A 21,304-nucleotide genomic window follows, 5' to 3' on the forward strand; every position below is an offset into this window, starting at 1 on the left:
AAAAAGTATGCGCGCAGTCATCACGGTGGTCGGTAAAGACCGCACCGGCATTATTGCCAGAATTTCCGAAACTCTGTACAAGCATGAGGTCAACATTGTTGATATTTCGCAGAATGTCATGGAGGATATGTTCGCCATGGTCATGCTGGTCAATATCGACAAGTGTACGGTGGACTTCACCCAGTTGGCTGATGTTCTGGATAAGGACGGCGAAGCGCTCGGCATGAAAATTCACACCATGCACGAGGATATCTTCGACGCGATGCACAAGATTTGAGGTGCCGTCCATGTCAATGATCAATACCAAGGACATTCTGGAAACCATCAAGATGATCGAAGAGGAACACCTTGATATCCGTACCATCACCATGGGTATTTCGCTGCGTGATCTGGCCAGCGACGATATCAATGTGCTGGCGGATAAGGTGTATGACAAGATCACCCGCCGCGCGGAAAAGCTGGTTTCCACGGGCGAACAGATCGAGCGGGAACTCGGCATTCCGATCATCAACAAGCGTATTTCGGTCACGCCTATCGCCATGATTGGCGCGGTGACGAATGCAAACAGCTATGTGCCGCTTGCCAAGGCGCTTGATCGCGCGGCAAGTGCAACCGGCGTGAACTTTGTCGGCGGCTTTTCCGCGCTGGTGCAAAAGGGCTTTGCCAAGGGTGACGAAATCCTAATAAACTCCATCCCTGAGGCGTTGGCCGAGACCAATCTGGTCTGCTCGTCGGTCAATGTTGCGTCTACCAAGGCGGGTGTCAATCTGGACGCCATCGGACTGATGGGCCGCATCATCAAGCAGACCGCAGAACTGACGAAGGACAACGATTCGATGGGCTGCTCCAAGCTCGTTGTGTTCGCCAACGCGGTGGATGACAACCCGTTTATGGCGGGCGCATTCCACGGCATCGGTGAGCCGGAGACCGTTATCAATGTCGGCGTTTCCGGTCCGGGCGTGGTGCAGTCGGCTATCCGCCGCGCGGGTGACTGCTCCATTAATGAGGTAGCTGAGGTTATCAAAAAGACCGCGTTCAAGATTACGCGAATGGGTCAGCTTGTCGGTGCGATTGCCAGTGAGCGGCTGGGTGTACCGTTCGGCATTGTCGACTTGTCTCTTGCGCCGACTCCCGCAATCGGCGACTCGGTTGCACGCATTCTGGAGGAAGTCGGTCTGGAGGTCTGCGGCAGCTGCGGCACAACTGCCATTCTCGCCATGCTCAACGACGCGGTCAAGAAGGGCGGCGTCATGGCGTCCTCGTCGGTTGGCGGCCTGTCGGGCGCGTTCATCCCTGTCTCTGAGGATGAGGGTATGATTGCAGCGGCAGCTTCCGGCGCGCTGACGCTTGAGAAGCTCGAAGCGATGACTGCGGTCTGCTCGGTCGGTATCGACATGGTTGCGGTGCCGGGCGATACCACTGCCGAGGTCATCTCCGGTCTGATTGCAGACGAAATCGCCATCGGCGTGGTCAACTCCAAGACGACCGCTGTGCGTGTGATTCCTGCCATCGGCAAAAAGGTGGGCGATATGGTCGAATTCGGCGGACTGCTGGGTTCTGCACCCATCATGCCGATTGGAACCGGTTCGCCGGCGAAGTTTATTCATCGCGGTGGCCGCATTCCGGCTCCTATCCAGAGCCTCAAGAACTGAATATGGCTTTTCAAGGCCGCACATCGGACTAAACCGGTGTGCGGCCTTTTTGCGTGTGCGGCACGGTGCGCATTCGGCAAATAATGTGCGCGTATTGTGATAAGATGTAGGTCGGCGGAGGTGGTCTATGGTTGTATATCTGGATGTGCTGTTTGCGGTCAACGTGCTGATGGACGGCGCGAGTCTGCTCGCGGCGGCAGCGCTTGGCGGTGTGCGTGCCGGACGGGTTCGATGGTTAGCCGCGGCGGTACTGGGCGGCGGGTATGCGGTATTGGCGGCTGTTCTGCCGGTTTTGGCGGCGCTGCCGCTGCGTGTGCTTGCCGGAATTGGTATGTGCGCCGCCGCATTCGGTGGAAAACCGGCCTTTGGAAGGGTGTGCGCACTGTATTTTGTGGTTGCGGCATCCTTTGCAGGACTGGCGGCGGCGCTTGGCGCGGCAACCGGACGAAAACTGCTGTTCGGCGCGGGATATTACATTGCCGTACCGTTTCGCGTACTGCTGCTTGCCGCCGCCGCCGGGTACGCGCTCAGCGGAGTATTGCTGCGCGGAGACGCATTGCATGGCCCGCTGCGGCGCGAGGTCGAGCGGTTGACTGTCCGATTTGACGGACGTGAGCGTGAGGTGCGTTTGCTGCACGACACGGGAAACGGCTTGGTCGAACCGGTATCCGGTCGTCCGGTGCTGGTGCTGGGGAGAGAGGCGGCATGCAGTCTGCTGGACGAAGAAATAAAACGGGGGTGGACACAAACAAAGGATGCTGCCGCATGTCTGGCTGCGCTGCCGTCGGAAACGGCAAGTCGGTTCGGACTGCTGCCGTACCGGGCGGTTGGTGTGGAGAGTGGGCTGCTGCTGTATTTCCGACCGGACAGTGTATGCCGCGCAGATGGGACAACGCTTGACTGCGTGTGTGCTATTGGACCGGATGGTATTGGTCAGGGAGCGTATGATGGGCTGATTGGGGTTTGAAAGGAAGAATACATATGATACTGAAATGGATTATGCAGGCGCTTGCGCGGCTATGGAAACGGCGTGCAGTTTATTATATCGGCGGCAGCGAGGTGCTGCCGCCGCCGCTCTCGCCGGAGGAGGAGCAGGCGGCGGTCGAGGCCTGTCAGGCGGGGGATGAGCAGGCGCGTAACAAGCTGATTGAGCATAACCTGCGGCTGGTGGTGTTTCTCGCACGCAAATTTGAATCTGCGGCGGTGAGTACGGAGGACTTGATCTCGATTGGCACGATTGGGCTGATTAAGGCAGTCGGCACGTATCGAAGCGATAAAAATGTGAAGCTGGCAACCTATGCTTCGCGCTGTATTGAAAACGAGATTCTGATGCATCTGCGCAAGCTGGCGGGACGGCGCACCGAGGTGTCGTTTGACGAGCCGCTGTCCTCGGACTGGGATGGGAATGAGCTGCTGCTCAGTGATATCCTCGGCACTGAGCCGGACAGCGTCATGCGCCCGATCGAGGACGATGTCGACCGCATGCTGGTGCATCACGCGCTCGAGCGTCTGCCTGCACGCGAACGGCAGATTATCTCGCTGCGCTTTGGACTGGGATTGCCGGAATCCATGACGCAGAAAGAGGTCGCGGAGCTGCTGGGCATTTCGCAAAGCTATATATCCCGACTGGAAAAACGCATCATTGCGCGTATGCGTAAGGATATTCTAAAGAACTTCGCATAGACGGCGGCGCTTGCATGCACGAATAAAATGCGGTACAATAGAACCGCAAAAACGAGTGGGAGCGTGTGTGCCATGCAGGTGGAAATCAGACAGTACATGCAGCAGGATGCGCAGGCGGCGGCTGCGGTTTGGAATGAGGTCGTGGAGGACGGCGTCGCTTTTCCGCAAACCGAGCTGCTGGATGCGCAAAGCGGCCATGCATTTTTTTCTGTGCAGTCCTTTACGGGCATTGCGTATGACATGGAAAGCGGCGAAATCTTTGGACTGTACATTCTGCATCCGAACAACGTCGGGCGGTGCGGGCATATCTGCAACGCAAGCTATGCGGTCAAGGGCAGTCTGCGCGGGCAGCATATCGGGGAAAAACTGGTACGGCATTGCATGAGTAAGGCAAAAGAACTGGGGTTTGGTATTTTGCAGTTCAATGCTGTGGTCAAAACCAATGAGCCTGCGCTCCGGCTGTATAAAAAACTGGGTTTTCAGCAGCTAGGCGTCATTCCGGGCGGCTTCCGTATGAAGGATGGCACGTTTGAGGATATCATCCCGCATTATCATTTGCTGTAAGACACGCCATAAAGCACATAAACGGGAAAAAGTGTGTCGAAACATGACGTTCGGCAAAATATTTCGTCGGTATATTCGGCCCGTCCGCAGGGGAAAATCCTGATAGACGCACATCGGGTGTGCAGGACGGGAGGGACTTTTCCATGCAAACCAAAGTAGAGATTTGCGGGGTGAATACATCGGGGTTGCCGACGTTGTCGGCGGCAAAAACGGACGAATTGCTGGTGCGTGCCGGTAAAGGCGACAAGCAGGCGCGGGATGAGCTGATTCGCGGCAATCTTCGGCTGGTGCTGTCGGTGATTCAGCGGTTTCAAGGGCGCGGTGAATCACCGGATGACCTGTTTCAGGTGGGCTGCATTGGTTTAATGAAATCTATCGACCACTTTAATACCGAGCTTGGCGTGCGTTTTTCCACCTATGCCGTGCCGATGAACGTGTATTGGGGAAAACCCTCCAAGTAGAAAAGAAGAGACTGTGAAGCCCTGAGAGAAAGACAAAGGAGAAACAAATGTTATTCTGCAATATTGACCTTTTGGATGAGAACTTTGCGCTCCGGCGCGGACAATATGTTGGCGTAAAAGACGGCTGTATTGCGTACATAGGAGAGGTGGAGCCGCAGGAGGACTACGGTGAGCGCTATGATGGACGTCACCGCCTGCTGCTGCCGGGCTTCTATAATGTGCATAGCCATGCGCCGATGACGCTGCTGCGCGGCTATGCGGAAAACCTGCCGCTGCAGCGCTGGCTTAATGAGCGCGTGTTTCCTTTTGAGGATCAGCTGAGCGATGAGGCAGCTTATTATGCTACCCAGCTGGCCATTGCGGAAATGCTGGCAAGCGGCACGGTATCGTTTTCCGACATGTACTTTTTCCTCGACGGCATGACAAAGGCCATTTTGGAGAGCAAAATCAAGTGTAACCTCAGCCGCGGGCTGACGGTGTTTGACGACAGTACTTACGAGCAGACGGCGGCTTATCAGGATAATCTGCGTCTGCTGGGTGAATGGAATGGGGCAGGGGATGGCCGCTTGATTGGCGACCTGTGCATCCATGGAGAGTACACCTCAACCCCTAAGGTGGTCGAAGCGGTTGCCGCGCACGCCAAAGCGAACGGCGCGCGCATGCATATCCATTTGTCCGAGACACAGGCCGAGCATGAAGAGTGTAAGCAGCGTCACGGCATGACGCCTGCGGCATACATGCAGGCGCGCGGCGTGTTTGATGTGCCGACGACGGCAGCGCATTGCGTTTGGCTGGAAGGGGAGGACTTTGAGATTCTCCGTTCGCATGGCGTGACGGTGGCATGCTGCCCGGCGAGCAATCTCAAGCTGGCATCCGGCTATGCGAATATTCCGAAGATGCTCGATATGGGTATTAACATCGCGCTCGGCACAGACGGCGCAGCGTCCAACAACAACCTGAATATTTTGCAGGACGTGTATCTGTTCGGCGTGGTATATAAAGGGTATTACCGTGACTCGACGCTGATTACGCCGGCACAGGCGCTGTATGCGGCAACGCGTGCGGGTGCACTGTCGCAGGGCAGAGAAGACAGCGGTTTGCTGCGCGTTGGCTGCCAGGCAGACTTGTGCGTGATTGACACGGACACGCCGCAGTTTACTCCTATGACCGATGCGGCGTGCAATGTGGTATATGCGGCGCAGGGGGCGGATGTCAAGCTGACCATGGTGGACGGTGAGGTGTTGTACCGTGATGGCGCTTATACTACGATTGACATTGAGCGAGTCAAGGCGGAAACGCAGCGCTGCACGGACGAGATCATCCGTCGACTGTAAGGGGGGAGACAAATGAATACCAAGCAGCAAGTGGAGGAATCCGCGGCTTATCTGCGTTCGCGGCTTCCGTTTATACCCGAGATCGGGCTGGTGCTGGGTTCCGGGCTTGGGCCGCTGGCCGAACAACTGCAAGATACCGTTATTATCGCCTATGCGGAAATTCCGCATTTCCGCATTTCGACCGCACCCGATCATGCGGGGCGGTTGGTTTGCGGCATGCTCGCGGGCAGGCGTGTTATCTGCATGCAGGGACGGCTGCATGGCTATGAGGGCTACGCGCCGGATGAAATTGCATATCCGGTATATGTGATGCATGCGCTGGGCGTGCAAGCGCTCATTCTGACCAACGCTTCCGGCGGCATTAACACCGGTTTTTCGGTTGGAGACTTTATGCTGATCGAGGATCATATCAATATGACGGGTAAAAGTCCGCTGACCGGAGAGAACGATGCTCAGCTCGGCACGCGCTTTCCGGACATGACCTTTGCCTATGCACCCGCGCTGCGGGATAAAGCGCAGGCGGCAGCCGATGCATGTGGACTGGTGCTGCGCCGCGGTGTATACTGTGGGGTCAACGGACCGCAGTTTGAAACACCGGCGGAGATTCGTGCATTTCGCGCGCTGGGTGCGGATGCGGTCGGCATGTCTACTGTATTTGAAGTCATTGCGGCAGCGCACTGCGGTTTGCCGGTGGTTGCGGTGGCAATGATCACCAATATGGCGGCAGGTGTGCTGATGCAGCCGCTTTCCGGTGCGGAGGTAAACGAGATTGCTGCGCGGCGCGGAACGGACTTCCGACGGCTGATTACAGCACTCATAGAAAAAATCTAAAAAAATCGAAAAAAGTGTTGACAGAAAAGGAACTGCGCGATATAATATAAAAGCTGTCACGATTGAATGCAAAGTGACAGCGAATCCGAGGTGTGGCTCAGCTTGGTAGAGCGCTTCGTTCGGGACGAAGAGGCCGCAGGTTCAAATCCTGTCACCTCGACCATCAAAAAAGGTCGCCGGTATATGCCGGCGACCTTTTTTGCATTTTTTAACATGAAATGCTCGATGAATCGGTTGTTTGAACAAGATAGGACGAGAAGATTGTTAACATTTTAACTTATTTTGTGCAATAATCCAGCCTGGAAAGACGAAAATGTACAGTGTCCTCGAGATGGAGACAAGTGTCCTGTGCATTTTGGGTAAAATGACCAAATCAAAAATGCAAAAAAACGGATAAAAAGTGCAAATTCATTAAAACACTTTTCTGGTAGAATAAAAATTGTAGTTTAGAGGATGCATTTCATCATTCCCAGATGAAATGTTTCCGCTTTGTGAAAGAGAGGGGAATTAGTCAACACGGCCAATGCAAAAACTGGAGAAAGGGGAAGGTTTATGCCAGATATTGTATTAACTAGAATCGACAACCGTCTTATCCATGGACAGGTCGCTACCCAGTGGTGCGGCGTTGTCGGGGCCAATCTGCTGCTTGTTGCAAACGATGCTGTATCGACTGATGAGTTCCGTCAGGGACTGATGAACATGGCTGCGCCGTCTTATGCGCAGACCCGCTTCTTCTCGATTGAGAAGACCATCAACATCATCGGTAAGGCATCGCCGAATCAGCATATCGCAATCATTTGCGAAACGCCGCAGGATGTCCTGAAACTGGTTGAAGGCGGCGTACCGATTAAAAAGGTGAACATTGGAAATATGCATATGGCGGATGGGAAACGTCAGGTTGCAACTTCCGTCGCAGTAAACGACGATGATGTAGCATGCTTTAAAAAGCTGCAGGAGCTGGGTGTGGAGCTCGAAATTAAGAGAGTTCCGGATACGCCCGCGGAGAATATCGAAAAACTGTTTAAATGATATTTACCCGAAAGCACCTGGAAAGGAGTAAGTAATGGAAATTACCATCATCCAGGCGATCTTGGTCTTTGTGGTAGCCTTTATCATGGGTATCGACCAGTTCAGCTTCCTGGAATCTTTGTATCAGCCGATCGTAACCTGCCCGATCATCGGTGCCATCCTTGGCAACTTTGAGCTTGGCGTAGTTGTCGGCGGTTCTTATCAGCTCATTCAGATCGGCTCTATGCCGATCGGCGGCGCTCAGCCCCCCAATGCAATCCTCGGCGGCATCATGGCTACCGTATTCGCAGTTTCGCTCGGCATGGAAGCTACGCCTGAAGGCGTTGGCGCTGCGCTGGGTCTGGCAATTCCGTTTGCGGTATTCGGTCAGTACGCTGTTACTCTGACCTTCACCATCATGTCCGGTATGATGGCTAAGGCTGACAAGTGCGCAGAGAACGCAGATGTTAAGGGTATCCGCAACATCAACTTCATGGAAATGGCGATCCTCGGTGCGTTGTTTGGCCTGCTGGCTGTTGCCGGTCTGTACGGCGGCTCCGCTCTTGGCCAGACTCTGCAGGACCTGTCCTTCCAGTTCTCTTGGGTCATGGCAGGCCTCGACGCTGCTGGCGGCGCGATGAAGTTTGTCGGCTTCGCAATTCTGATGAAGGTTATGATGTCCAACGAGATGTGGGGCTTCCTGCTGGCAGGCTTTGCTATGGCTCTGCTGTGCGCTGCTAACGCCTCCACCTCTGGCGCAACCCTCATTCTGTGCGCATTCGTAGGCGCTGCAATCGCGATCTATGACTTCTCGATCAACACGAAGATCAAGGCGAACGCTGGCGCTGGCAACATGGGAGGTGACTCGGATGGCATATAATATTCCCGAGAAATATCAGGATCTGACACCGGCTCCGCAGCTGGACAAAAAGACCCTGAATAAGATGGTTTGGCTGTCCTGCTTCCTGCAGGCGTCCTTCAACTACGAGAGAATGCAGGCTTGCGGCTGGCTGTGGGGCATGCTCCCCGGCCTTCAGAAGATCCACACCAACAAGGAAGACCTCAAGGCTTCCATGGCACATAACCTGGACTTCCTGAATACCCATCCGTTCCTCGTAACGTTCGTTATGGGCATTGTGCTTTCGCTCGAGCAGAACAAGGCTGATACCCAGACGATCCGTTCTGTACGTATTTCTGCTGCCGGCCCGCTCGGTGGCATCGGTGACGCGCTGTTCTGGTTGACACTGGTTCCGATCACTGCAGGCCTGACCGCGAATATCGCTCTGCAGGGCAATATTCTCGGTGCAATCCTGTTCCTGATTATCTTTAACGCAGTGCAGTTTGCCGTTCGTTTCGGCCTGATGTACTGGTCTTATGGTCTGGGCACCAAGGCAGTTACCATGCTGACCTCGAGTGCGAAGGAGTTCACCCGTGCGGCGAGCATCCTCGGCGTATTTGTAGTCGGCGGCCTTATCGCAAACTACGGCGGTACCACCGTTCGTATGATCGTTGGCGATACCCAGATCAACATTCAGTCTCTGCTTGACGGCATTCTGCCCAAGCTGATCCCGCTGCTGATCACCCTCGCTCTGTATGCCCTCATCAAGAAGGGCTGGACGCCGGTTAAGTGCATCCTGCTCATTCTGGTTTGCGGTATCGTAGGCTGTGCGTTCGGCATCTGGACCGGTAACTCGCAGGCGATGGACGCTGACGGCAATACCATCCCCGGCGGCTACAATCCGCTGGTCGAGTGGTATGATTATCCGGAACCCGCTCCGGCTGAAAAGACCGGCCAGCAGGCTTGGGATGCTCTGACCTCGGTTGTTACCGAGCTGCAGCAGTCCGGTGTGACGGTTACCATGCCCGAATAAAATAGAACAATTTGTCGAAGTGTGTGCTTCGGCAAGCTAATGAGATAGGGGGAGATGGCGATTGGGATCATTTCCCCCTATTGATTGAAATGCAAGAAATCAGGTGTTTGTGTGAGTGCAATTACGGCGTCGGTCATATTTCTTCTGTTTGCCTGTTATATAGGCGTTCAGGTGATGAAAAATTTTCAGCTCCGGCAGCTGAACGGCAGCCTTGGACGCAAGGATTATGAAACAGTGGAGAAACTGGCAGATATGCCGATGTCCCGCAGGCTGCTGGGTGAATATACGTGTGATCTATATAAGCTGCGTGCTCTGTATTTGGCACAGGATATTACGCGGTTTGAGGAGATGCTGCAGCACATGATTGCGGCAACGTATAAAAATCCAGCGGATAAGAAAAGTTTTCTGGAGCAATACTTTCACACGTTCCTTTTGAAAGAAAACAAAAGATATGTGGATTGGCTTTTGGAGGCGATTCGGCAGACCGGGGACGAGAAACTCATACGGTATACAGAACAGGCCTATGAGGTTGTAATTAATAAGCGCAGCGATCTGATTGAAACGATGGATGCGCAGATCGATGCAAAACAGTATTATGGTTTTCGTTTGGGCGTAATCCTCTACATGATTGCCAGACAGTATGAATATCTTGGTGACGAGGAAAACGCAGGAATTAATTACCGAAGTGCAAAGGTGTGTTTTCCGCCGAAGGCTATTTATATCCCCGCGATACGAGAGAGCCTGAAGCGGTTAGGACAGCCGGAGGACATACAGGAAGGAATGCGTGCGCAAGCACGCCGCCGCTGAAACAATATGATGGAGATAGGAGAAGAACAATGATCGGATTACTGGTAACTGGACACGCGAATTTCGGTTCCGGACTGACAAGCTCGCTCAATTTGATTGCCGGCGAGCAGGAAAACTATAAATATGTGGATTTCCTGCCGGAATACAGTCTGGAGGACCTGTCGCGGGAACTGACCAAGGCAATGGACGAACTAAAGGATTGCGAAGGGATTTTGGTATTCTCCGACCTGCCGGGTGGCACTCCGTTCAAGACGGCGGTTGAGGTTGGTTTTCCGCGCGGCAATGTAAATGTCATTGCGGGCACGAACCTGCCGATGATGGTGGAAATTGCGATGTCGCGCAAATTTATTGATGATTTGGAGACGCTGACGCAGACCGCATTGGAAACCGGTAAGGAGCAGGTTGTTAGGTACGAATTTAAGAAGGTTGAGCAGCAGGAGTCGGACGACGGTATTTGAAGATACCGTTTGTCAGGATACTTGCTTTTCCCCTTGCACACATAAAAAACATTTTGGGTCATGACCTGCCATGCGCATAAGGGATACGCAGGGCGGGCCCGAAAGGAGAAAAAAGAAAATGAACAAGATTTTTGATGTCACTGCAGATAAGATGAAGGAGACTATGTCCACCTTTACGCTCAGCGAGATTTATCAGCAGCCGGCAACATGGAAAAAGACCTGTGCGCAGATCAAAGCGCACAAGGATGAGCTGAAACAGTTTATCGATCAGGTCATCACCTGTGAGGATTTTGATGTCATTCTGACTGGTGCCGGCACCAGTGAGTTTGTGGGTAACGCACTGTTCCCGGCGCTGACCAGCAAGCTGAACTATAAGGTCAAGTCCTATGGCACAACCGATATCGTTGCAACGCCGGAGGCATACTTGTCCCGCACCAAGCCCACGCTGCTTATCAGCTTCGGCCGTTCCGGCAACTCGCCGGAGTCTGTCGGCGCGATTGATGCTGCCGAGGCAGTTTGCGACAATATCCATCATCTGTTCGTCACCTGCAACAAGGATGGCGCGCTGTCCAAGCGTGCGGCGACAACTGATAACTGCTACGCTATCAATCTGACCGAAGAGACACACGACCAGAGCTTTGCAATGACTTCCAGCTTCTCGAACATGTATCTGGCAACGTTGCTGTGCTTCCATCTGGATGATCTGGATGAGACGATTGCCAAGGTGGAGAAGATCATGGCAACCGGCCAGGCTTTTCTGGATAACAAGTATGGCATTGCGCAGAAGATTGTGGACGAATACGACTTCAACCGCATCGTATATCTGGGCAGCAACTGCCTGAAGGGCTTTGCGCAGGAGTCTGCGCTTAAGATGCTGGAGCTGACTGCGGGCCGCGTAGTTACGATGTATGACACGCCGCTTGGCTTCCGTCATGGTCCCAAGTCCATTATTGATGACAACACGATCACCGTGGTTTACCTGAGTGATAATGCATACACTCGTCAGTATGAAGTGGATCTGGTCAAGGAAATGAGCGGCCAGCGCAAGGGTAACAAAATTGTGGCTGTTATGAGCAAGCCGGATGATGCGGTGGCGGCTCTTGTGGATTACACGGTGGTTTACGACTTGGCAGATGAAAACGAGAATGCGCTGCTTGGTCTGAATTATATTCTGTTTGCACAGACGCTGGCTGTGCTTAAGTCGCTGTCGATGGGCATTACTCCGGATAACCCGTGCCCGACCGGCGAAGTAAATCGTGTGGTGAAGGGTGTTACGCTGTATCCCTACACCAGAGCGTAAGGAAGTTTGTTGAAAAAGAAGCGTGACTGCCGCGTCCGAGATAACATCATGTTTATGCGGAGATGGTGGTAGAATCATGCGTTCACCCGTGCGGCATGAGCAAAGAAAACGGGGCGGCCGCAGCCGCCCCGTTTGCATTTGTCTGCCGTGTCATACGGGAATGATACCAAATGCGAGGAGTTTTAAAACAATATGAATTGGGAAGTAATCCTGTGGACCTGTATAACCATTGCTGTGCTGCTGATCGTGGTGGCGTTGGTCGTTTCCGTTATGTCGGCGCGCAATATGCGCAAAAGCCGTGAGCGGATGGCACAACTGCAGTCGGATATCAAAGTTGGAGCATCCATCATGTTTGCGGGAGGCATTTACGGCAAGATTGTAAAGATCAAGGATGATCTGATTGACGTGGAGGTCAGCAAAGGCGTTGTCATTCAGATTTCCCGCTACAGCATCCAGACGGCAGAATAAGGAGTAACGCACAGTTGGGCGGTCAGTTGTTCTCGCTGGCCGCAATTTCCTTTGCGTATTCACTGGGAGAAAGCTCAAAGTACTTTTTAAACAGCCGTGAGAAATAATGGATAGAGCTGAAACCGAGCATATCGGCAATTTCGCTGATGGTGTACTGGCTTTCCCGAATCAGCTCCTTACTTTTTTGCAGTTTGATATTGAGCAGATAGTTTTTCGGGGAGTTATGCAAATACATTTTGAACAAGGCCTGCAGCGAGGTGCGGGACATAAAAAATTTGTGACAGATTTGCTCGATGGTAATAGGTTCCGTCACCTTTTCTTCCATGTATGCCAAAATCTGCTGAAGCAGATCGCTTTGTGAGTTCTGGTTGAGACTGAGCAGATTGTGTTCTTCCTCCAGCTCACTGCAGAGCAGACATAGGCGTGTAATGATTTCCTGCAAATGGCAAAGCATCAGCGTTTGCGCATGTGGTGAATGCATTGTGCGCTCTTCGATGATTTTGTAGAGTGCATCACGTAGACCATTGGTGCAATGGAATACATGGTTTAAAAGAATTTGCGATTCGGAAAGCTCCATATCAAAGGATATGGATAAGTAGTTGCAGGCACTGTCCTTGGCCAGCCGCTTGGCGTGGTCGCTGTCCGGTTTACATAGGATGAGATCACCCGCAGCCAGTGTGCAGCTTGTGTCGGCAAGGGTTACAGTCAGCGTACCGTTGTGTACGTAAAGCAACTCAAAATATGCATGGCCTGCACGGTTGAAGCAATAGGCCTGTTCTTCGTTAAAATAATAGTGATCCAGAATTTCCAGAACATTGAAATGAACTGGTTTAAGCTGGAAGGTATACGGCTCCGGCATGGTGAGTTTGGTATAGCGGTTTTCCGGCGCAAGGAGATAATAGGTTGCTTCATCGGAAACCGGCAAAATATTGAAGCAGACGCCGGGGTTGATTTTCAAATAGTGATGAATGGGAAAGGTTTTTAGATCAACAGGATCGGGCTGGGAGCCGACCACAATCGAAGCCAGCCCGCTGATCAATTCAATGTATACTTCGCAAGGAAAGCAGAAAAGCTGCTCCATTGTTTTGGTATGCGTAAAAAACTGCATACAGGCAAGATGGTGTTTCTCTAAGTCGATCGGTTCATAATAAATCGATCCAAATTCGAGAAAACTGTCATAAAAAGCTTGATTATTCATGGCGTATCCCCTATTGTCTGTTGCTTTGCATATCTTTCAGTAAGTACAAATCTACTTTCTATTTTAGTATATTTTTGAGGTAATTGCAAGCATACCTGCATGAAAGCGCTGGAAAACGCGCTCGAAACCGCAGTAGTATGTGAAAAAACGCATGGGTACAATGGGATAGCAGGAGGAGAAAAAATGATTATTCAAAGTAAAAAGGTTTGGTTTGCCGATCAGTTTGTCGCGGCACAGATTGAGGTAGAGGACGGGAAAATCACCGGCGTTTATCCGTATGGCACTAAACCGGTTGATAAGGATTACGGCAATGAGCGTATTCTGCCGGGCTTTATCGATGTGCATTGCCATGGCGCATATGGTTTTGATACCAATGATGCGGAAGAGGAAGGTCTGCGTTACTGGGCGCGCAATATTGTGCAGGAAGGCGTCACTACATTCCTGCCGACTACGATTACGCAGAGCGAGCAGGTTCTGACTGCGGCGCTGAAAAATGTCGCCAAGGTGGTTGCCGACGGCTATGAAGGTGCGGAGATTCTGGGCGCGCACTTTGAAGGTCCCTATCTGGACATGGTTTACAAGGGTGCGCAGCCGGAGCAGTATATCGTCAAGCCTACGGTGGAGCAATTCAAAAAGTATCAGGAAGCAGCGAACGGTCTCATCAAGTATATCACTATGGCGACCGAAACTGATGAGGATTTTGCATTGACCCGTTACTGCAGTGCGCACGGCGTGGTCGTCAGCATCGGACACTCTGCTGCGACCTATGAGCAGGCAGTGATGGCAGTTGCCAACGGCGCCCGCACGATGACCCATGTTTACAACGGCATGACGCCGTTTAACCATCGTGCCAACGGTCTGGTTGGTGCGGCTTATCGTATCCGCAGCATGTATGGTGAGGTCATCTGCGACGGCAACCATTCAACTCTTGCGGCGCTCAATCAGTTCTTCCACGAGAAGGGCGCAGACCACGCGGTATTGGTCACCGATGCGCTGATGGCAAAGGGCAAGCCGATTGGATCGAAGTTCCTGTTTGGCGGCAACGAGATTGAAATTTATCCCGACGGCAGTGCGCATCTGACCTCGACTGGCGGTTTGGCAGGCTCGACGCTGTGCGTCAACAAGGGCTTGCGCATCCTGATTGAAGAGGCGCAGGTGCCGGTCAGCACGGCCATCAACGCTTGCACCAAGAATCCGGCGGCCTGCCTCGGTATCGAAGATCGCAAGGGTGCGATCAAGGTCGGCCTGGATGCGGATCTGGTGGTGCTTGACCGCGATTACAACGTGCTCCAGACTTATTGCAAGGGAAAAGGAATGTTAGATGAGTAAGAAACAGCAAATCCCTAATACCCAGCTTTCTGGCCGGAATATTTATTCGGATAAGAAAAAACGTGTGATTTACTATGACAGTCTGACCAAGCAAGGCTATCTGATTGAAAAGAAGAACGAAGGGAAGATTCTTTTCTTCCAGAATCGGTTGGTCATTATCCTGTTTTTGGCAATTTTGTGCGCCGGTACGTTCCTCAATTGGATGCAGGCGACGCTTGCCGGTGTAGCGCTGTTTGCGGTGGTGGAAATTTATTACCGCGCGGTGTTCTTTAAAAAGCTGGATGTAGTCACAGACGTGGATTTTGGACGGCGCCTGACGCCGCTTCAGTCTATCATTGCCAGAAAAAGCCGTGAAAAAGTGCTGGCGCTTATTGTGCTGTGGGCTGTTTTCGCGGTGCTCGTGCTGGTTAACGCCTATATGGAGCAGTATTCCATTGGCCTGATGGTCTTCAGCGTGGGTTTGGCCATCGTGGGTGCGTATTTCTGTGTACTGCATATCGTGGCGCTGATCCGGATGAAGTGACAAAGAAAAAACCCATCGCGCAGGCGATGGGTTTTTATCCGAAACGATGGAATCAGGCCTTGCCGGCGGAACCGCAGATCGCGATTTTGCCCTTGACCGTTTCAACAACGTTTGCAATACCGACTTTGCAGTATTTCTTCGGGTCAAATACATCCGGGTCTTTCCGGAGATACTCCTTGACACCGTCGCTGAACGCGATACGCAGCTCGGTTGCAAAGTTGACCTTACAGATGCCGCGGGTGATGGACTCGCGCACTGCGTCGTCCGGCACGCCGGATGCGCCATGCAGGACCAGCGGGATGGAAACAACTTCACGAATGGCGCTCAGACGCTCGAAATCCAGCTTGGGCGTGCCCTTATACAGGCCGTGCGCTGTGCCGATGGCAACCGCAAGAGAATTTACGCCGGTGCGCTCGACAAATTCCTTGGCCTGCTGTGGGTCGGTGAACGGATTGCCGTCGCCGCCTTCAAGGTCATCCTCTTTGCCGCCGACCTTGCCCAGCTCAGCTTCCACGCTGATGCGGGACGGGGCACAGGCCTCGACGACGCGGCGGGTCAGTGCAATGTTGTCCTCGAAGGCATCGTGTGAGCCGTCGATCATGATGGACGTATAGCCGGTGCGCAGCGCCTGCATGGCAAGCTCAAAGCTGTCGCCGTGGTCAAGGTGCATGGCGACCGGTACATCTGTGCGTGCGGCTGCCGCCTTTACCATTGCCAGATAGTAGTCCAGACCGGCATACTTGACGGTGGACGGTGTGGTCTGCATGATGACGGGGGAGCGCATCTCTTCCGCTGCCTGAAGGACGGCCATGACCATCTCCATGTTTTCCACATTGAACGCGCCGACGGCATAATGACCGGTCTGTGCGTCCAGCAGCATTTTTTCTGTTGTTACCAAAGGCATAATCCAACCCTCTTTCTCCTGCATAATGCGGGATGTTTTGATGAATCTATTTTACCACAGGGGAATCCGGATGAAAAGCCTTGGATAATGCGCTGCGAGGCAGATTACTGTAAAAATGAAATTATTGTTGCAAATCCAAAGCAGAAAAGTAGAAATTATGTTACCATATAAGCAGGACCGCGTGGTTTTGCCGCGGGATTGCTGAAAATAAGAGGAGGAATTATCATGAATTACAATCCACTGAAAAAGTTGGTAGAACTCCAGAAGCAGGGCAAAAACGTCGGCATCTATTCGGTATGCAGCGCGAATGGTTATGTTATTGAGGCGGCGCTCAAGCGCGGTCTGTCGGACGGCTCCTGCGTGCTGATTGAGTCGACCGCGAACCAGTGCGACCAGAATGGCGGTTATACCGGCATGAAGCCGATGGATTTTAAGAAGTTTGTGCTGGGTCTTGCGGACAAGGTTGGCTTTGATAGATCTAAGCTGTTCCTCGGCGGCGATCATCTTGGTCCGCTGACCTTTGCAGGCAAGCCGGAAGCCGAAGCCATGGCAGATGCAGAGGAACTCATCCGGCACTATGTCGGCGCGGGCTTTACCAAAATTCATATCGACACCAGTATGAAGGTTGCGGATGACGATCCGAATACCCGCCTGAGCGATGAGACGATTGCTCGCCGTGGCGCGCGTCTGGCGCGTGTGGCCGAGGACACCTATCATAAGCTGCTGGAGAGCGATCCGAAGGCCATTGCGCCGGTTTACATCGTCGGCAGCGAGGTGCCGATTCCGGGCGGTCAGGTCGGCGCGGATCAGGGCGTGCAGGTCACCCGTGTGGAGGACTTCAAGAACACGGTTGCGACTTTTGAGAACGCTTTCCGCAAGGAAGGTCTGGATGAGGCGTGGAACAACGTTATCGCGGTTGTGGTTCAGCCGGGCGTGGAAGAAAAGGACAGCGGCTGCACCGAGTACGACCGTGCCAAGGCAGCGGAGCTGATGGCGTCGATTAAGGACTTCCCGAACCTTGTGTTTGAGGGCCACTCGACCGACTACCAGACTAAAATCAAGCTGCGCGAGCTGGTTGAGGACGGCGTAGGTATCCTCAAGGTTGGTCCGGCGCTGACGTTTGCAATGCGCGAGGGCATGTTCGCGCTGGCATATATCGAGCAGGAGCTGCTCTACGGCACGGATATCGAGCCGAGCCACTTCATCGAGGCTCTTGACGAGGCGATGCTCGCTGATGACAAGCACTGGAAGAAGCACTATCAGGGCACGGAATTGGAGATCCGCATGAAGCGCAAATTCTCCTTCTCCGACCGTTGCCGCTACTATATGCCGACCCCGGGCGTGGAAGCGGCGAAGGAGCGCCTGATCGGCAATCTACGCAAGCTGGGTATTCCGCTCAATCTGCTCAGCCAGTTCATGCCTATTCAGTACACCAAGGTGCGCGAAGGACTGCTGGAGAACGATCCGGTTGCGCTGGTCGAGGACCGTATCATCAATACCATGGACGAATATCTGTACGCAACCCATCAGAAGGAATTGATGTAAGCGTTTGAGATAACAAAAAGGGACGGCGAAAGCCGTCCTTTTTGTTTTGCACGCAATTTATTCCCAGTTTGCCCACACGTCGGGTTGATAGCCGACAGTGGCCTGTCTGCCGTTGCGCACGATTGGTGTTTTGAGCAGCGTGCCGTCCTCGAGCAGTTTTTCTTTTTTATCCTCGTCGTAGGCAAGATAGGCAAGCGAAGCATAGCCCTTACTCTTTGCGTCCAGTATCGCGTCCAGTCCGCCCACGGCTTTCAGTACGCTGTCCAGTTCGCCGCGCGACATACCTTTTTGCGCCAGGTCAATCATCTGGAACTTGATGCCGCGTTCTTTAAACCAACGCTGTGCCTTTTTGGTGTCAAAACATTTGTTTTTGCCGAAAATCTGAATATTCATTGCATCCTTCTCCTTTGCCATCAGTATAGCAAAGCACGCGGCGGGACGCAAGGGCAATCCGCTATTGCTTTGCGCGGCGCGACAGGCGTAAAACGCCGTAGGAGTGTGAGAAGGGCAGCAACAGTACGCAGGCAAGCGCAGCGCAGCGCCCAAGTTCACAAAGCAGCAGCGGTACGGCGAAAAATACTTCTCCGTGACGCGCAAAATCGCCGATGGCGGCAAGTCCGGCCGCAGAGAAATTTGGGTAGGGCAGCAGGGCGGCGGTGTGAACCCCCAGAAGGAGCGTTGTGCGCAGTGAAATTAACGCGAACAGCGCGCCGCCGGCGGATAAGCCGCGCGCGGCAGCACTGGAAAGTCTTTCCGGTAACGACAAGGAGAGCACGAGCGATGCGGGCAGCAGGCGCAGCAGAATGCGGCCGGTCTCGCGCGGCAGAGTTGCATTGGGTATGCTCCAGTATATCGGCTGAAGCTGTGAGACGGTCAATATGCCGCTCAGTATGATAATTACACCGGCGAGCCACGCCACCGGCAGCGCCCACATGGCGCAGCGGTTGAGTCCTGATGTCGCGGCGAGCAGCGTACAGACCGTCAGAAGCAGAATCAGACTCCAGAGCGGACGGGCGGAAAATACCGTGCTGCGCAGAAAGACACCCATACGGGCAAGCGAGGATGCAATCGGACATAGAGCAAACAGCGCAAGCAGCCATTGCAGTACGGGAGATTGTTGACAGATGGGGGCAAGGCGCGCACCGCCCGCACATAGGAGTGCGCAGATGAGGCTGGCCAGTGCAGCGGCGTATACGGTTTGTCCGTTTGCGGGAGTATATAGAATTTCACTTAGGGGCAGCAGGGCGAACAGTGCAGCCCCCCAGCGCGGAAACAGACGTTCACGCATGCGTGCCGCCTCCAATCCCATCGCCGTCGAGGAAGCAGGACAGGCGCTCGTTTGCAAAAACCGCCGTGCCTGCGGGCGCGGTCTGGCCGAATTCGTCCAGATACAGTGCGGGCAGGATGGCGGTGCCGTCAGCATGCAGCACTTCGGCAACACGGTAGAGGGGCATGTCAGGCAGGGTGCCTTCCTGAGCGGCACGGTCAAGCAGTTCGCTGAGCGCATAAACTTCATCGTCGCTTTGCAGCAGGTCGGTTGCTGTGCCATCGCGCACAACCGCTACACGCAGGCTGAGCCGTACGTCGTTTTCCGTGCACAGATAATCCGCCAGCGGCAGGATGCTCTCCTCTGCGACGCTTTCGCTGATGAGCAGTACCTGGGCATGGCTGAGATACAGCTCTCCCGGCAGGATGTTGCTCAGATTGGTCAGCAGCTCAGGCAGGTCGCGCCCTGTGGCAGAAAGATAGGCGGGTGAGGCGGCGTCATCCAGACTGTCCTGCCGCACGACTTCGGCGGTCAGGCGATAGACGTCATCTGTGCGGTCGAGTGCAAGCGCGGATACCGGCGAGACTTCGCGGGCACAGCCGCATAGCAGCAGGGAAAGCAACAGCAATATTCCGGGCAGTTTCAAGGTTTGTCCCCCTTTGATGAATTCCGTTTGACCGCAAAGCGGTCATGCCGCATGAAAAACCATGGTGCGCGCAGCCAGGCATCCTCCTGTTCGGCCTGCACGCGCGGGATGAGGTTGAGCAGATAGGGTACCGAGCACGAGTGCATCCGACAAAGCCACGTTAATACTAACGCGAGTGCAAGACTGACACCGTACAGCCCGTAAGCGGCAGCCCCGGCCAACAGCGCAAAACGAAGCCACAGGGTCGCAGTTTGCAGTTTGGGAACCATTAGTCCGGTCACGCCTGCAATGGCAACCACAATAACGGTCGGCGCGGCGGCAAATCGCGCTGAGACCGCAGCCTGTCCGAGCACCAGACCGCCGACGATGCTCATTGTCTGTCCCATTGCGCCCGGTGTGCGCGCACCGGCCTCCTTGAGCGCTTCCAGCACGAGCAGCAGCAAAAAGGTCTCCCATCCAATGGGCAGCGGCACGCCGCGCTGTGCCGCCGACACGGCAAACAACAGCCGAGCGGGTACCAGCTCACGGTGATACAGCATCAGAGCAACGTAGACAGCGGGGAAGGTGATGGTAAAAACAAAGCCTGCTACGCGCAGCAGGCGGGACAGGTTGGCCTGCAAAAAGTTGATATAGTAATCGTCGTTGGATTGAAAGCACTCCTGAAACAGAAAGGGAGCGGTCAGCACGACCGGACTGCCGTCTACCACGACGGCGCAGCGGCCCTCCACCAGCCGCGCGGCGACTACGTCCGGGCGTTCGGTTGTGCCGAGGGTGGGAAAGGGTGACAAGCGGTGGTCGCGGATGCGCTCGGCCAGATAGTTGGCGTCGAGCACGCTGTCGATTTCAAGTGCTTCCAGCTTGCGCTTGAGATGGCGCACCAGCTTTTGCTCGCATACGCCCGCCAGATAACACAGACAGACGACCGTATTGGTGCGGCTGCCGATGCGCAGAAAGGTGAATTTAAGGCGTTTATCATTGAGCCTGCGGCGGATGAGGGCGAGATTGGGCATAAAGCATTCGGTGAAGCCTTCGCGCGGACCGGAGAGTACACGCTCATTTTCCGGTTCGGACGCGCTGCGGACGGAAAAGCCCTTGGTGTTGACCACGACCGGCCGCGCGTCGCCTTCAGTAAATACCACTGTGTCGCCGTACAGGAAGGAGGCAAATAACTTGGAAACATCAGTTTCGACGCGGCTGTCGTTGATTTGCAGCACGGTTTGACATAGCGTTTCCGCCGAGGCGCGGGTCAGGTCGGAGCAGACAATCGGCCGAATGACGCTTTGGTTGATAGCGATGTTATTGACCATGCCGTCAAAGAAGAATACGGCACAGGAAAGGCCGGCGTGACTGACCGCGCGGCGTGTGACAAAGGTATTATCTCCCTGAAAAATCGTCTGCATCAGGCGGATGTTGCTTTCTAAATCGGTGGAAAATGTGATGGAATCCATGGTTTCA

Annotated in this window: 23 protein-coding genes, 1 tRNA gene and 1 pseudogene; 19 read left to right on the forward strand and 6 right to left on the reverse strand. The window is 53.9% G+C overall.

Annotated elements, in window-relative coordinates; all coding sequences use genetic code 11:
• Nucleotides 1–7: 7 nt before the first annotated feature.
• The 16 genes and pseudogenes from ACESSO_RS08760 (at nt 8) to yajC (ending at nt 12,437) form a co-directional block, all read left to right on the forward strand.
• Nucleotides 8–277: an ACT domain-containing protein gene (locus ACESSO_RS08760; RefSeq protein WP_373164674.1), complete on the forward strand. Its 270-nt coding sequence runs from the start codon at nt 8–10 to the stop codon at nt 275–277.
• A gap of 16 nt (nt 278–293) precedes the next feature.
• Nucleotides 294–1,652 (forward strand): PFL family protein, encoded by a 1,359-nt coding sequence (locus tag ACESSO_RS08765; protein ID WP_373164848.1) that lies wholly within the window; start codon nt 294–296, stop codon nt 1,650–1,652.
• 127 nt (nt 1,653–1,779) lie between these two features.
• Nucleotides 1,780–2,619: a sigma-E processing peptidase SpoIIGA gene (locus ACESSO_RS08770; RefSeq protein ID WP_373164675.1), complete on the forward strand. Its 840-nt coding sequence runs from the start codon at nt 1,780–1,782 to the stop codon at nt 2,617–2,619.
• A gap of 14 nt (nt 2,620–2,633) precedes the next feature.
• Nucleotides 2,634–3,335: an RNA polymerase sporulation sigma factor SigE gene (gene sigE / locus ACESSO_RS08775; protein ID WP_373164676.1), complete on the forward strand. Its 702-nt coding sequence runs from the start codon at nt 2,634–2,636 to the stop codon at nt 3,333–3,335.
• Between the two features lie 72 nt (nt 3,336–3,407).
• Nucleotides 3,408–3,899, forward strand: a complete 492-nt coding sequence (locus ACESSO_RS08780; RefSeq protein ID WP_373164677.1) for an N-acetyltransferase family protein — start codon at nt 3,408–3,410, stop codon at nt 3,897–3,899.
• 143 nt (nt 3,900–4,042) lie between these two features.
• Nucleotides 4,043–4,330: pseudogene (locus ACESSO_RS08785) on the forward strand (sigma-70 family RNA polymerase sigma factor); the annotation flags it as partial.
• A gap of 77 nt (nt 4,331–4,407) precedes the next feature.
• Nucleotides 4,408–5,694 (forward strand): amidohydrolase, encoded by a 1,287-nt coding sequence (locus ACESSO_RS08790; protein WP_373164678.1) that lies wholly within the window; start codon nt 4,408–4,410, stop codon nt 5,692–5,694.
• A gap of 12 nt (nt 5,695–5,706) precedes the next feature.
• Nucleotides 5,707–6,525, forward strand: a complete 819-nt coding sequence (locus ACESSO_RS08795; protein WP_373164679.1) for a purine-nucleoside phosphorylase — start codon at nt 5,707–5,709, stop codon at nt 6,523–6,525.
• Between the two features lie 86 nt (nt 6,526–6,611).
• A tRNA-Pro gene (locus tag ACESSO_RS08800) sits at nt 6,612–6,688 on the forward strand.
• A gap of 389 nt (nt 6,689–7,077) precedes the next feature.
• Nucleotides 7,078–7,554, forward strand: a complete 477-nt coding sequence (agaB, locus tag ACESSO_RS08805; protein ID WP_297180465.1) for a PTS galactosamine transporter subunit IIB — start codon at nt 7,078–7,080, stop codon at nt 7,552–7,554.
• Between the two features lie 34 nt (nt 7,555–7,588).
• Nucleotides 7,589–8,413, forward strand: a complete 825-nt coding sequence (locus ACESSO_RS08810) for a PTS sugar transporter subunit IIC (RefSeq protein ID WP_302665337.1) — start codon at nt 7,589–7,591, stop codon at nt 8,411–8,413.
• Entirely contained in the window at nt 8,403–9,404 is a 1,002-nt protein-coding gene (locus tag ACESSO_RS08815; protein WP_373164680.1) for a PTS system mannose/fructose/sorbose family transporter subunit IID, read from the forward strand. Before ACESSO_RS08810 ends, ACESSO_RS08815 begins: the two co-directional genes overlap by 11 nt.
• A 174-nt stretch (nt 9,405–9,578) precedes the next feature.
• The gene (locus ACESSO_RS08820) at nt 9,579–10,211 is read left to right on the forward strand and encodes a hypothetical protein (RefSeq protein WP_373164681.1); all 633 of its coding nucleotides are present in this window, start codon (nt 9,579–9,581) and stop codon (nt 10,209–10,211) included.
• A gap of 29 nt (nt 10,212–10,240) precedes the next feature.
• A complete protein-coding gene (gene agaF / locus ACESSO_RS08825; protein ID WP_373164682.1) occupies nt 10,241–10,669 on the forward strand; it encodes a PTS galactosamine/N-acetylgalactosamine transporter subunit IIA in 429 nt (142 codons plus the stop codon).
• 118 nt (nt 10,670–10,787) lie between these two features.
• Nucleotides 10,788–11,969, forward strand: coding sequence for an SIS domain-containing protein (locus ACESSO_RS08830; protein ID WP_373164683.1), 1,182 nt, complete (start codon nt 10,788–10,790; stop codon nt 11,967–11,969).
• 192 nt (nt 11,970–12,161) lie between these two features.
• The gene (yajC, locus tag ACESSO_RS08835) at nt 12,162–12,437 is read left to right on the forward strand and encodes a preprotein translocase subunit YajC (protein ID WP_373164684.1); all 276 of its coding nucleotides are present in this window, start codon (nt 12,162–12,164) and stop codon (nt 12,435–12,437) included.
• Between the two features lie 22 nt (nt 12,438–12,459).
• Here yajC and ACESSO_RS08840 read toward each other — a convergent pair whose 3' ends face one another.
• Nucleotides 12,460–13,635, reverse strand: a complete 1,176-nt coding sequence (locus tag ACESSO_RS08840) for a helix-turn-helix domain-containing protein (protein WP_373164685.1) — start codon at nt 13,633–13,635, stop codon at nt 12,460–12,462.
• 183 nt (nt 13,636–13,818) lie between these two features.
• Here ACESSO_RS08840 and nagA point away from each other — a divergent pair, with 183 nt between their 5' ends.
• Together nagA and ACESSO_RS08850 are read left to right on the forward strand one after the other, a co-directional pair.
• Nucleotides 13,819–14,964: an N-acetylglucosamine-6-phosphate deacetylase gene (gene nagA, locus ACESSO_RS08845; protein ID WP_373164686.1), complete on the forward strand. Its 1,146-nt coding sequence runs from the start codon at nt 13,819–13,821 to the stop codon at nt 14,962–14,964.
• Nucleotides 14,957–15,487: a hypothetical protein gene (locus tag ACESSO_RS08850; protein ID WP_373164687.1), complete on the forward strand. Its 531-nt coding sequence runs from the start codon at nt 14,957–14,959 to the stop codon at nt 15,485–15,487. Before nagA ends, ACESSO_RS08850 begins: the two co-directional genes overlap by 8 nt.
• Nucleotides 15,488–15,539: 52 nt before the next feature.
• Here the strand turns inward: ACESSO_RS08850 and fba are convergent, their stop codons facing one another.
• The gene (gene fba / locus ACESSO_RS08855) at nt 15,540–16,391 is read right to left on the reverse strand and encodes a class II fructose-1,6-bisphosphate aldolase (RefSeq protein ID WP_373164688.1); all 852 of its coding nucleotides are present in this window, start codon (nt 16,389–16,391) and stop codon (nt 15,540–15,542) included.
• 222 nt (nt 16,392–16,613) lie between these two features.
• Between fba and ACESSO_RS08860 the strand changes: the two genes are divergently transcribed.
• Nucleotides 16,614–17,936, forward strand: coding sequence for a class II D-tagatose-bisphosphate aldolase, non-catalytic subunit (locus ACESSO_RS08860; protein ID WP_373164850.1), 1,323 nt, complete (start codon nt 16,614–16,616; stop codon nt 17,934–17,936).
• Nucleotides 17,937–17,993: 57 nt separating this feature from the next.
• On the opposite strand, the gene ACESSO_RS08865 is transcribed toward ACESSO_RS08860, so the two are convergent.
• From ACESSO_RS08865 to ACESSO_RS08880, 4 genes are all read right to left on the reverse strand, one after another.
• Nucleotides 17,994–18,329 (reverse strand): arsenate reductase family protein, encoded by a 336-nt coding sequence (locus tag ACESSO_RS08865; protein ID WP_373164689.1) that lies wholly within the window; start codon nt 18,327–18,329, stop codon nt 17,994–17,996.
• A 61-nt stretch (nt 18,330–18,390) separates the two neighbouring features.
• Complete coding sequence (locus ACESSO_RS08870) at nt 18,391–19,224, reverse strand: hypothetical protein (protein ID WP_373164691.1); 834 nt, start codon at nt 19,222–19,224, stop codon at nt 18,391–18,393.
• Nucleotides 19,217–19,849, reverse strand: a complete 633-nt coding sequence (locus tag ACESSO_RS08875; protein WP_373164692.1) for a hypothetical protein — start codon at nt 19,847–19,849, stop codon at nt 19,217–19,219. Before ACESSO_RS08875 ends, ACESSO_RS08870 begins: the two co-directional genes overlap by 8 nt.
• Complete coding sequence (locus ACESSO_RS08880; protein ID WP_373164693.1) at nt 19,846–21,297, reverse strand: spore germination protein; 1,452 nt, start codon at nt 21,295–21,297, stop codon at nt 19,846–19,848. Before ACESSO_RS08880 ends, ACESSO_RS08875 begins: the two co-directional genes overlap by 4 nt.
• Nucleotides 21,298–21,304: the final 7 nt, after the last annotated feature.

The sequence above is a fragment of the Agathobaculum sp. Marseille-P7918 genome (genome assembly GCF_964248325.1).
Lineage (GTDB): Bacteria > Bacillota > Clostridia > Oscillospirales > Butyricicoccaceae > Agathobaculum.

What these genes read in the sequence shown, in the direction of transcription:
- ACESSO_RS08760 (WP_373164674.1), top strand. Translation starts at nt 8, where the DNA reads ATGCGCGCAGTCATCACGGTGGTCGGTAAAGACCGCACCGGCATTATT.
- ACESSO_RS08765 (WP_373164848.1), top strand. Translation starts at nt 294, where the DNA reads ATGATCAATACCAAGGACATTCTGGAAACCATCAAGATGATCGAAGAG.
- ACESSO_RS08770 (WP_373164675.1), top strand. Translation starts at nt 1,780, where the DNA reads ATGGTTGTATATCTGGATGTGCTGTTTGCGGTCAACGTGCTGATGGAC.
- sigE (WP_373164676.1), top strand. Translation starts at nt 2,634, where the DNA reads ATGATACTGAAATGGATTATGCAGGCGCTTGCGCGGCTATGGAAACGG.
- ACESSO_RS08780 (WP_373164677.1), top strand. Translation starts at nt 3,408, where the DNA reads ATGCAGGTGGAAATCAGACAGTACATGCAGCAGGATGCGCAGGCGGCG.
- ACESSO_RS08790 (WP_373164678.1), top strand. Translation starts at nt 4,408, where the DNA reads ATGTTATTCTGCAATATTGACCTTTTGGATGAGAACTTTGCGCTCCGG.
- ACESSO_RS08795 (WP_373164679.1), top strand. Translation starts at nt 5,707, where the DNA reads ATGAATACCAAGCAGCAAGTGGAGGAATCCGCGGCTTATCTGCGTTCG.
- agaB (WP_297180465.1), top strand. Translation starts at nt 7,078, where the DNA reads ATGCCAGATATTGTATTAACTAGAATCGACAACCGTCTTATCCATGGA.
- ACESSO_RS08810 (WP_302665337.1), top strand. Translation starts at nt 7,589, where the DNA reads ATGGAAATTACCATCATCCAGGCGATCTTGGTCTTTGTGGTAGCCTTT.
- ACESSO_RS08815 (WP_373164680.1), top strand. Translation starts at nt 8,403, where the DNA reads ATGGCATATAATATTCCCGAGAAATATCAGGATCTGACACCGGCTCCG.
- ACESSO_RS08820 (WP_373164681.1), top strand. Translation starts at nt 9,579, where the DNA reads ATGAAAAATTTTCAGCTCCGGCAGCTGAACGGCAGCCTTGGACGCAAG.
- agaF (WP_373164682.1), top strand. Translation starts at nt 10,241, where the DNA reads ATGATCGGATTACTGGTAACTGGACACGCGAATTTCGGTTCCGGACTG.
- ACESSO_RS08830 (WP_373164683.1), top strand. Translation starts at nt 10,788, where the DNA reads ATGAACAAGATTTTTGATGTCACTGCAGATAAGATGAAGGAGACTATG.
- yajC (WP_373164684.1), top strand. Translation starts at nt 12,162, where the DNA reads ATGAATTGGGAAGTAATCCTGTGGACCTGTATAACCATTGCTGTGCTG.
- ACESSO_RS08840 (WP_373164685.1), bottom strand. Translation starts at nt 13,635, where the DNA reads ATGAATAATCAAGCTTTTTATGACAGTTTTCTCGAATTTGGATCGATT.
- nagA (WP_373164686.1), top strand. Translation starts at nt 13,819, where the DNA reads ATGATTATTCAAAGTAAAAAGGTTTGGTTTGCCGATCAGTTTGTCGCG.
- ACESSO_RS08850 (WP_373164687.1), top strand. Translation starts at nt 14,957, where the DNA reads ATGAGTAAGAAACAGCAAATCCCTAATACCCAGCTTTCTGGCCGGAAT.
- fba (WP_373164688.1), bottom strand. Translation starts at nt 16,391, where the DNA reads ATGCCTTTGGTAACAACAGAAAAAATGCTGCTGGACGCACAGACCGGT.
- ACESSO_RS08865 (WP_373164689.1), bottom strand. Translation starts at nt 18,329, where the DNA reads ATGAATATTCAGATTTTCGGCAAAAACAAATGTTTTGACACCAAAAAG.
- ACESSO_RS08870 (WP_373164691.1), bottom strand. Translation starts at nt 19,224, where the DNA reads ATGCGTGAACGTCTGTTTCCGCGCTGGGGGGCTGCACTGTTCGCCCTG.
- ACESSO_RS08880 (WP_373164693.1), bottom strand. Translation starts at nt 21,297, where the DNA reads ATGGATTCCATCACATTTTCCACCGATTTAGAAAGCAACATCCGCCTG.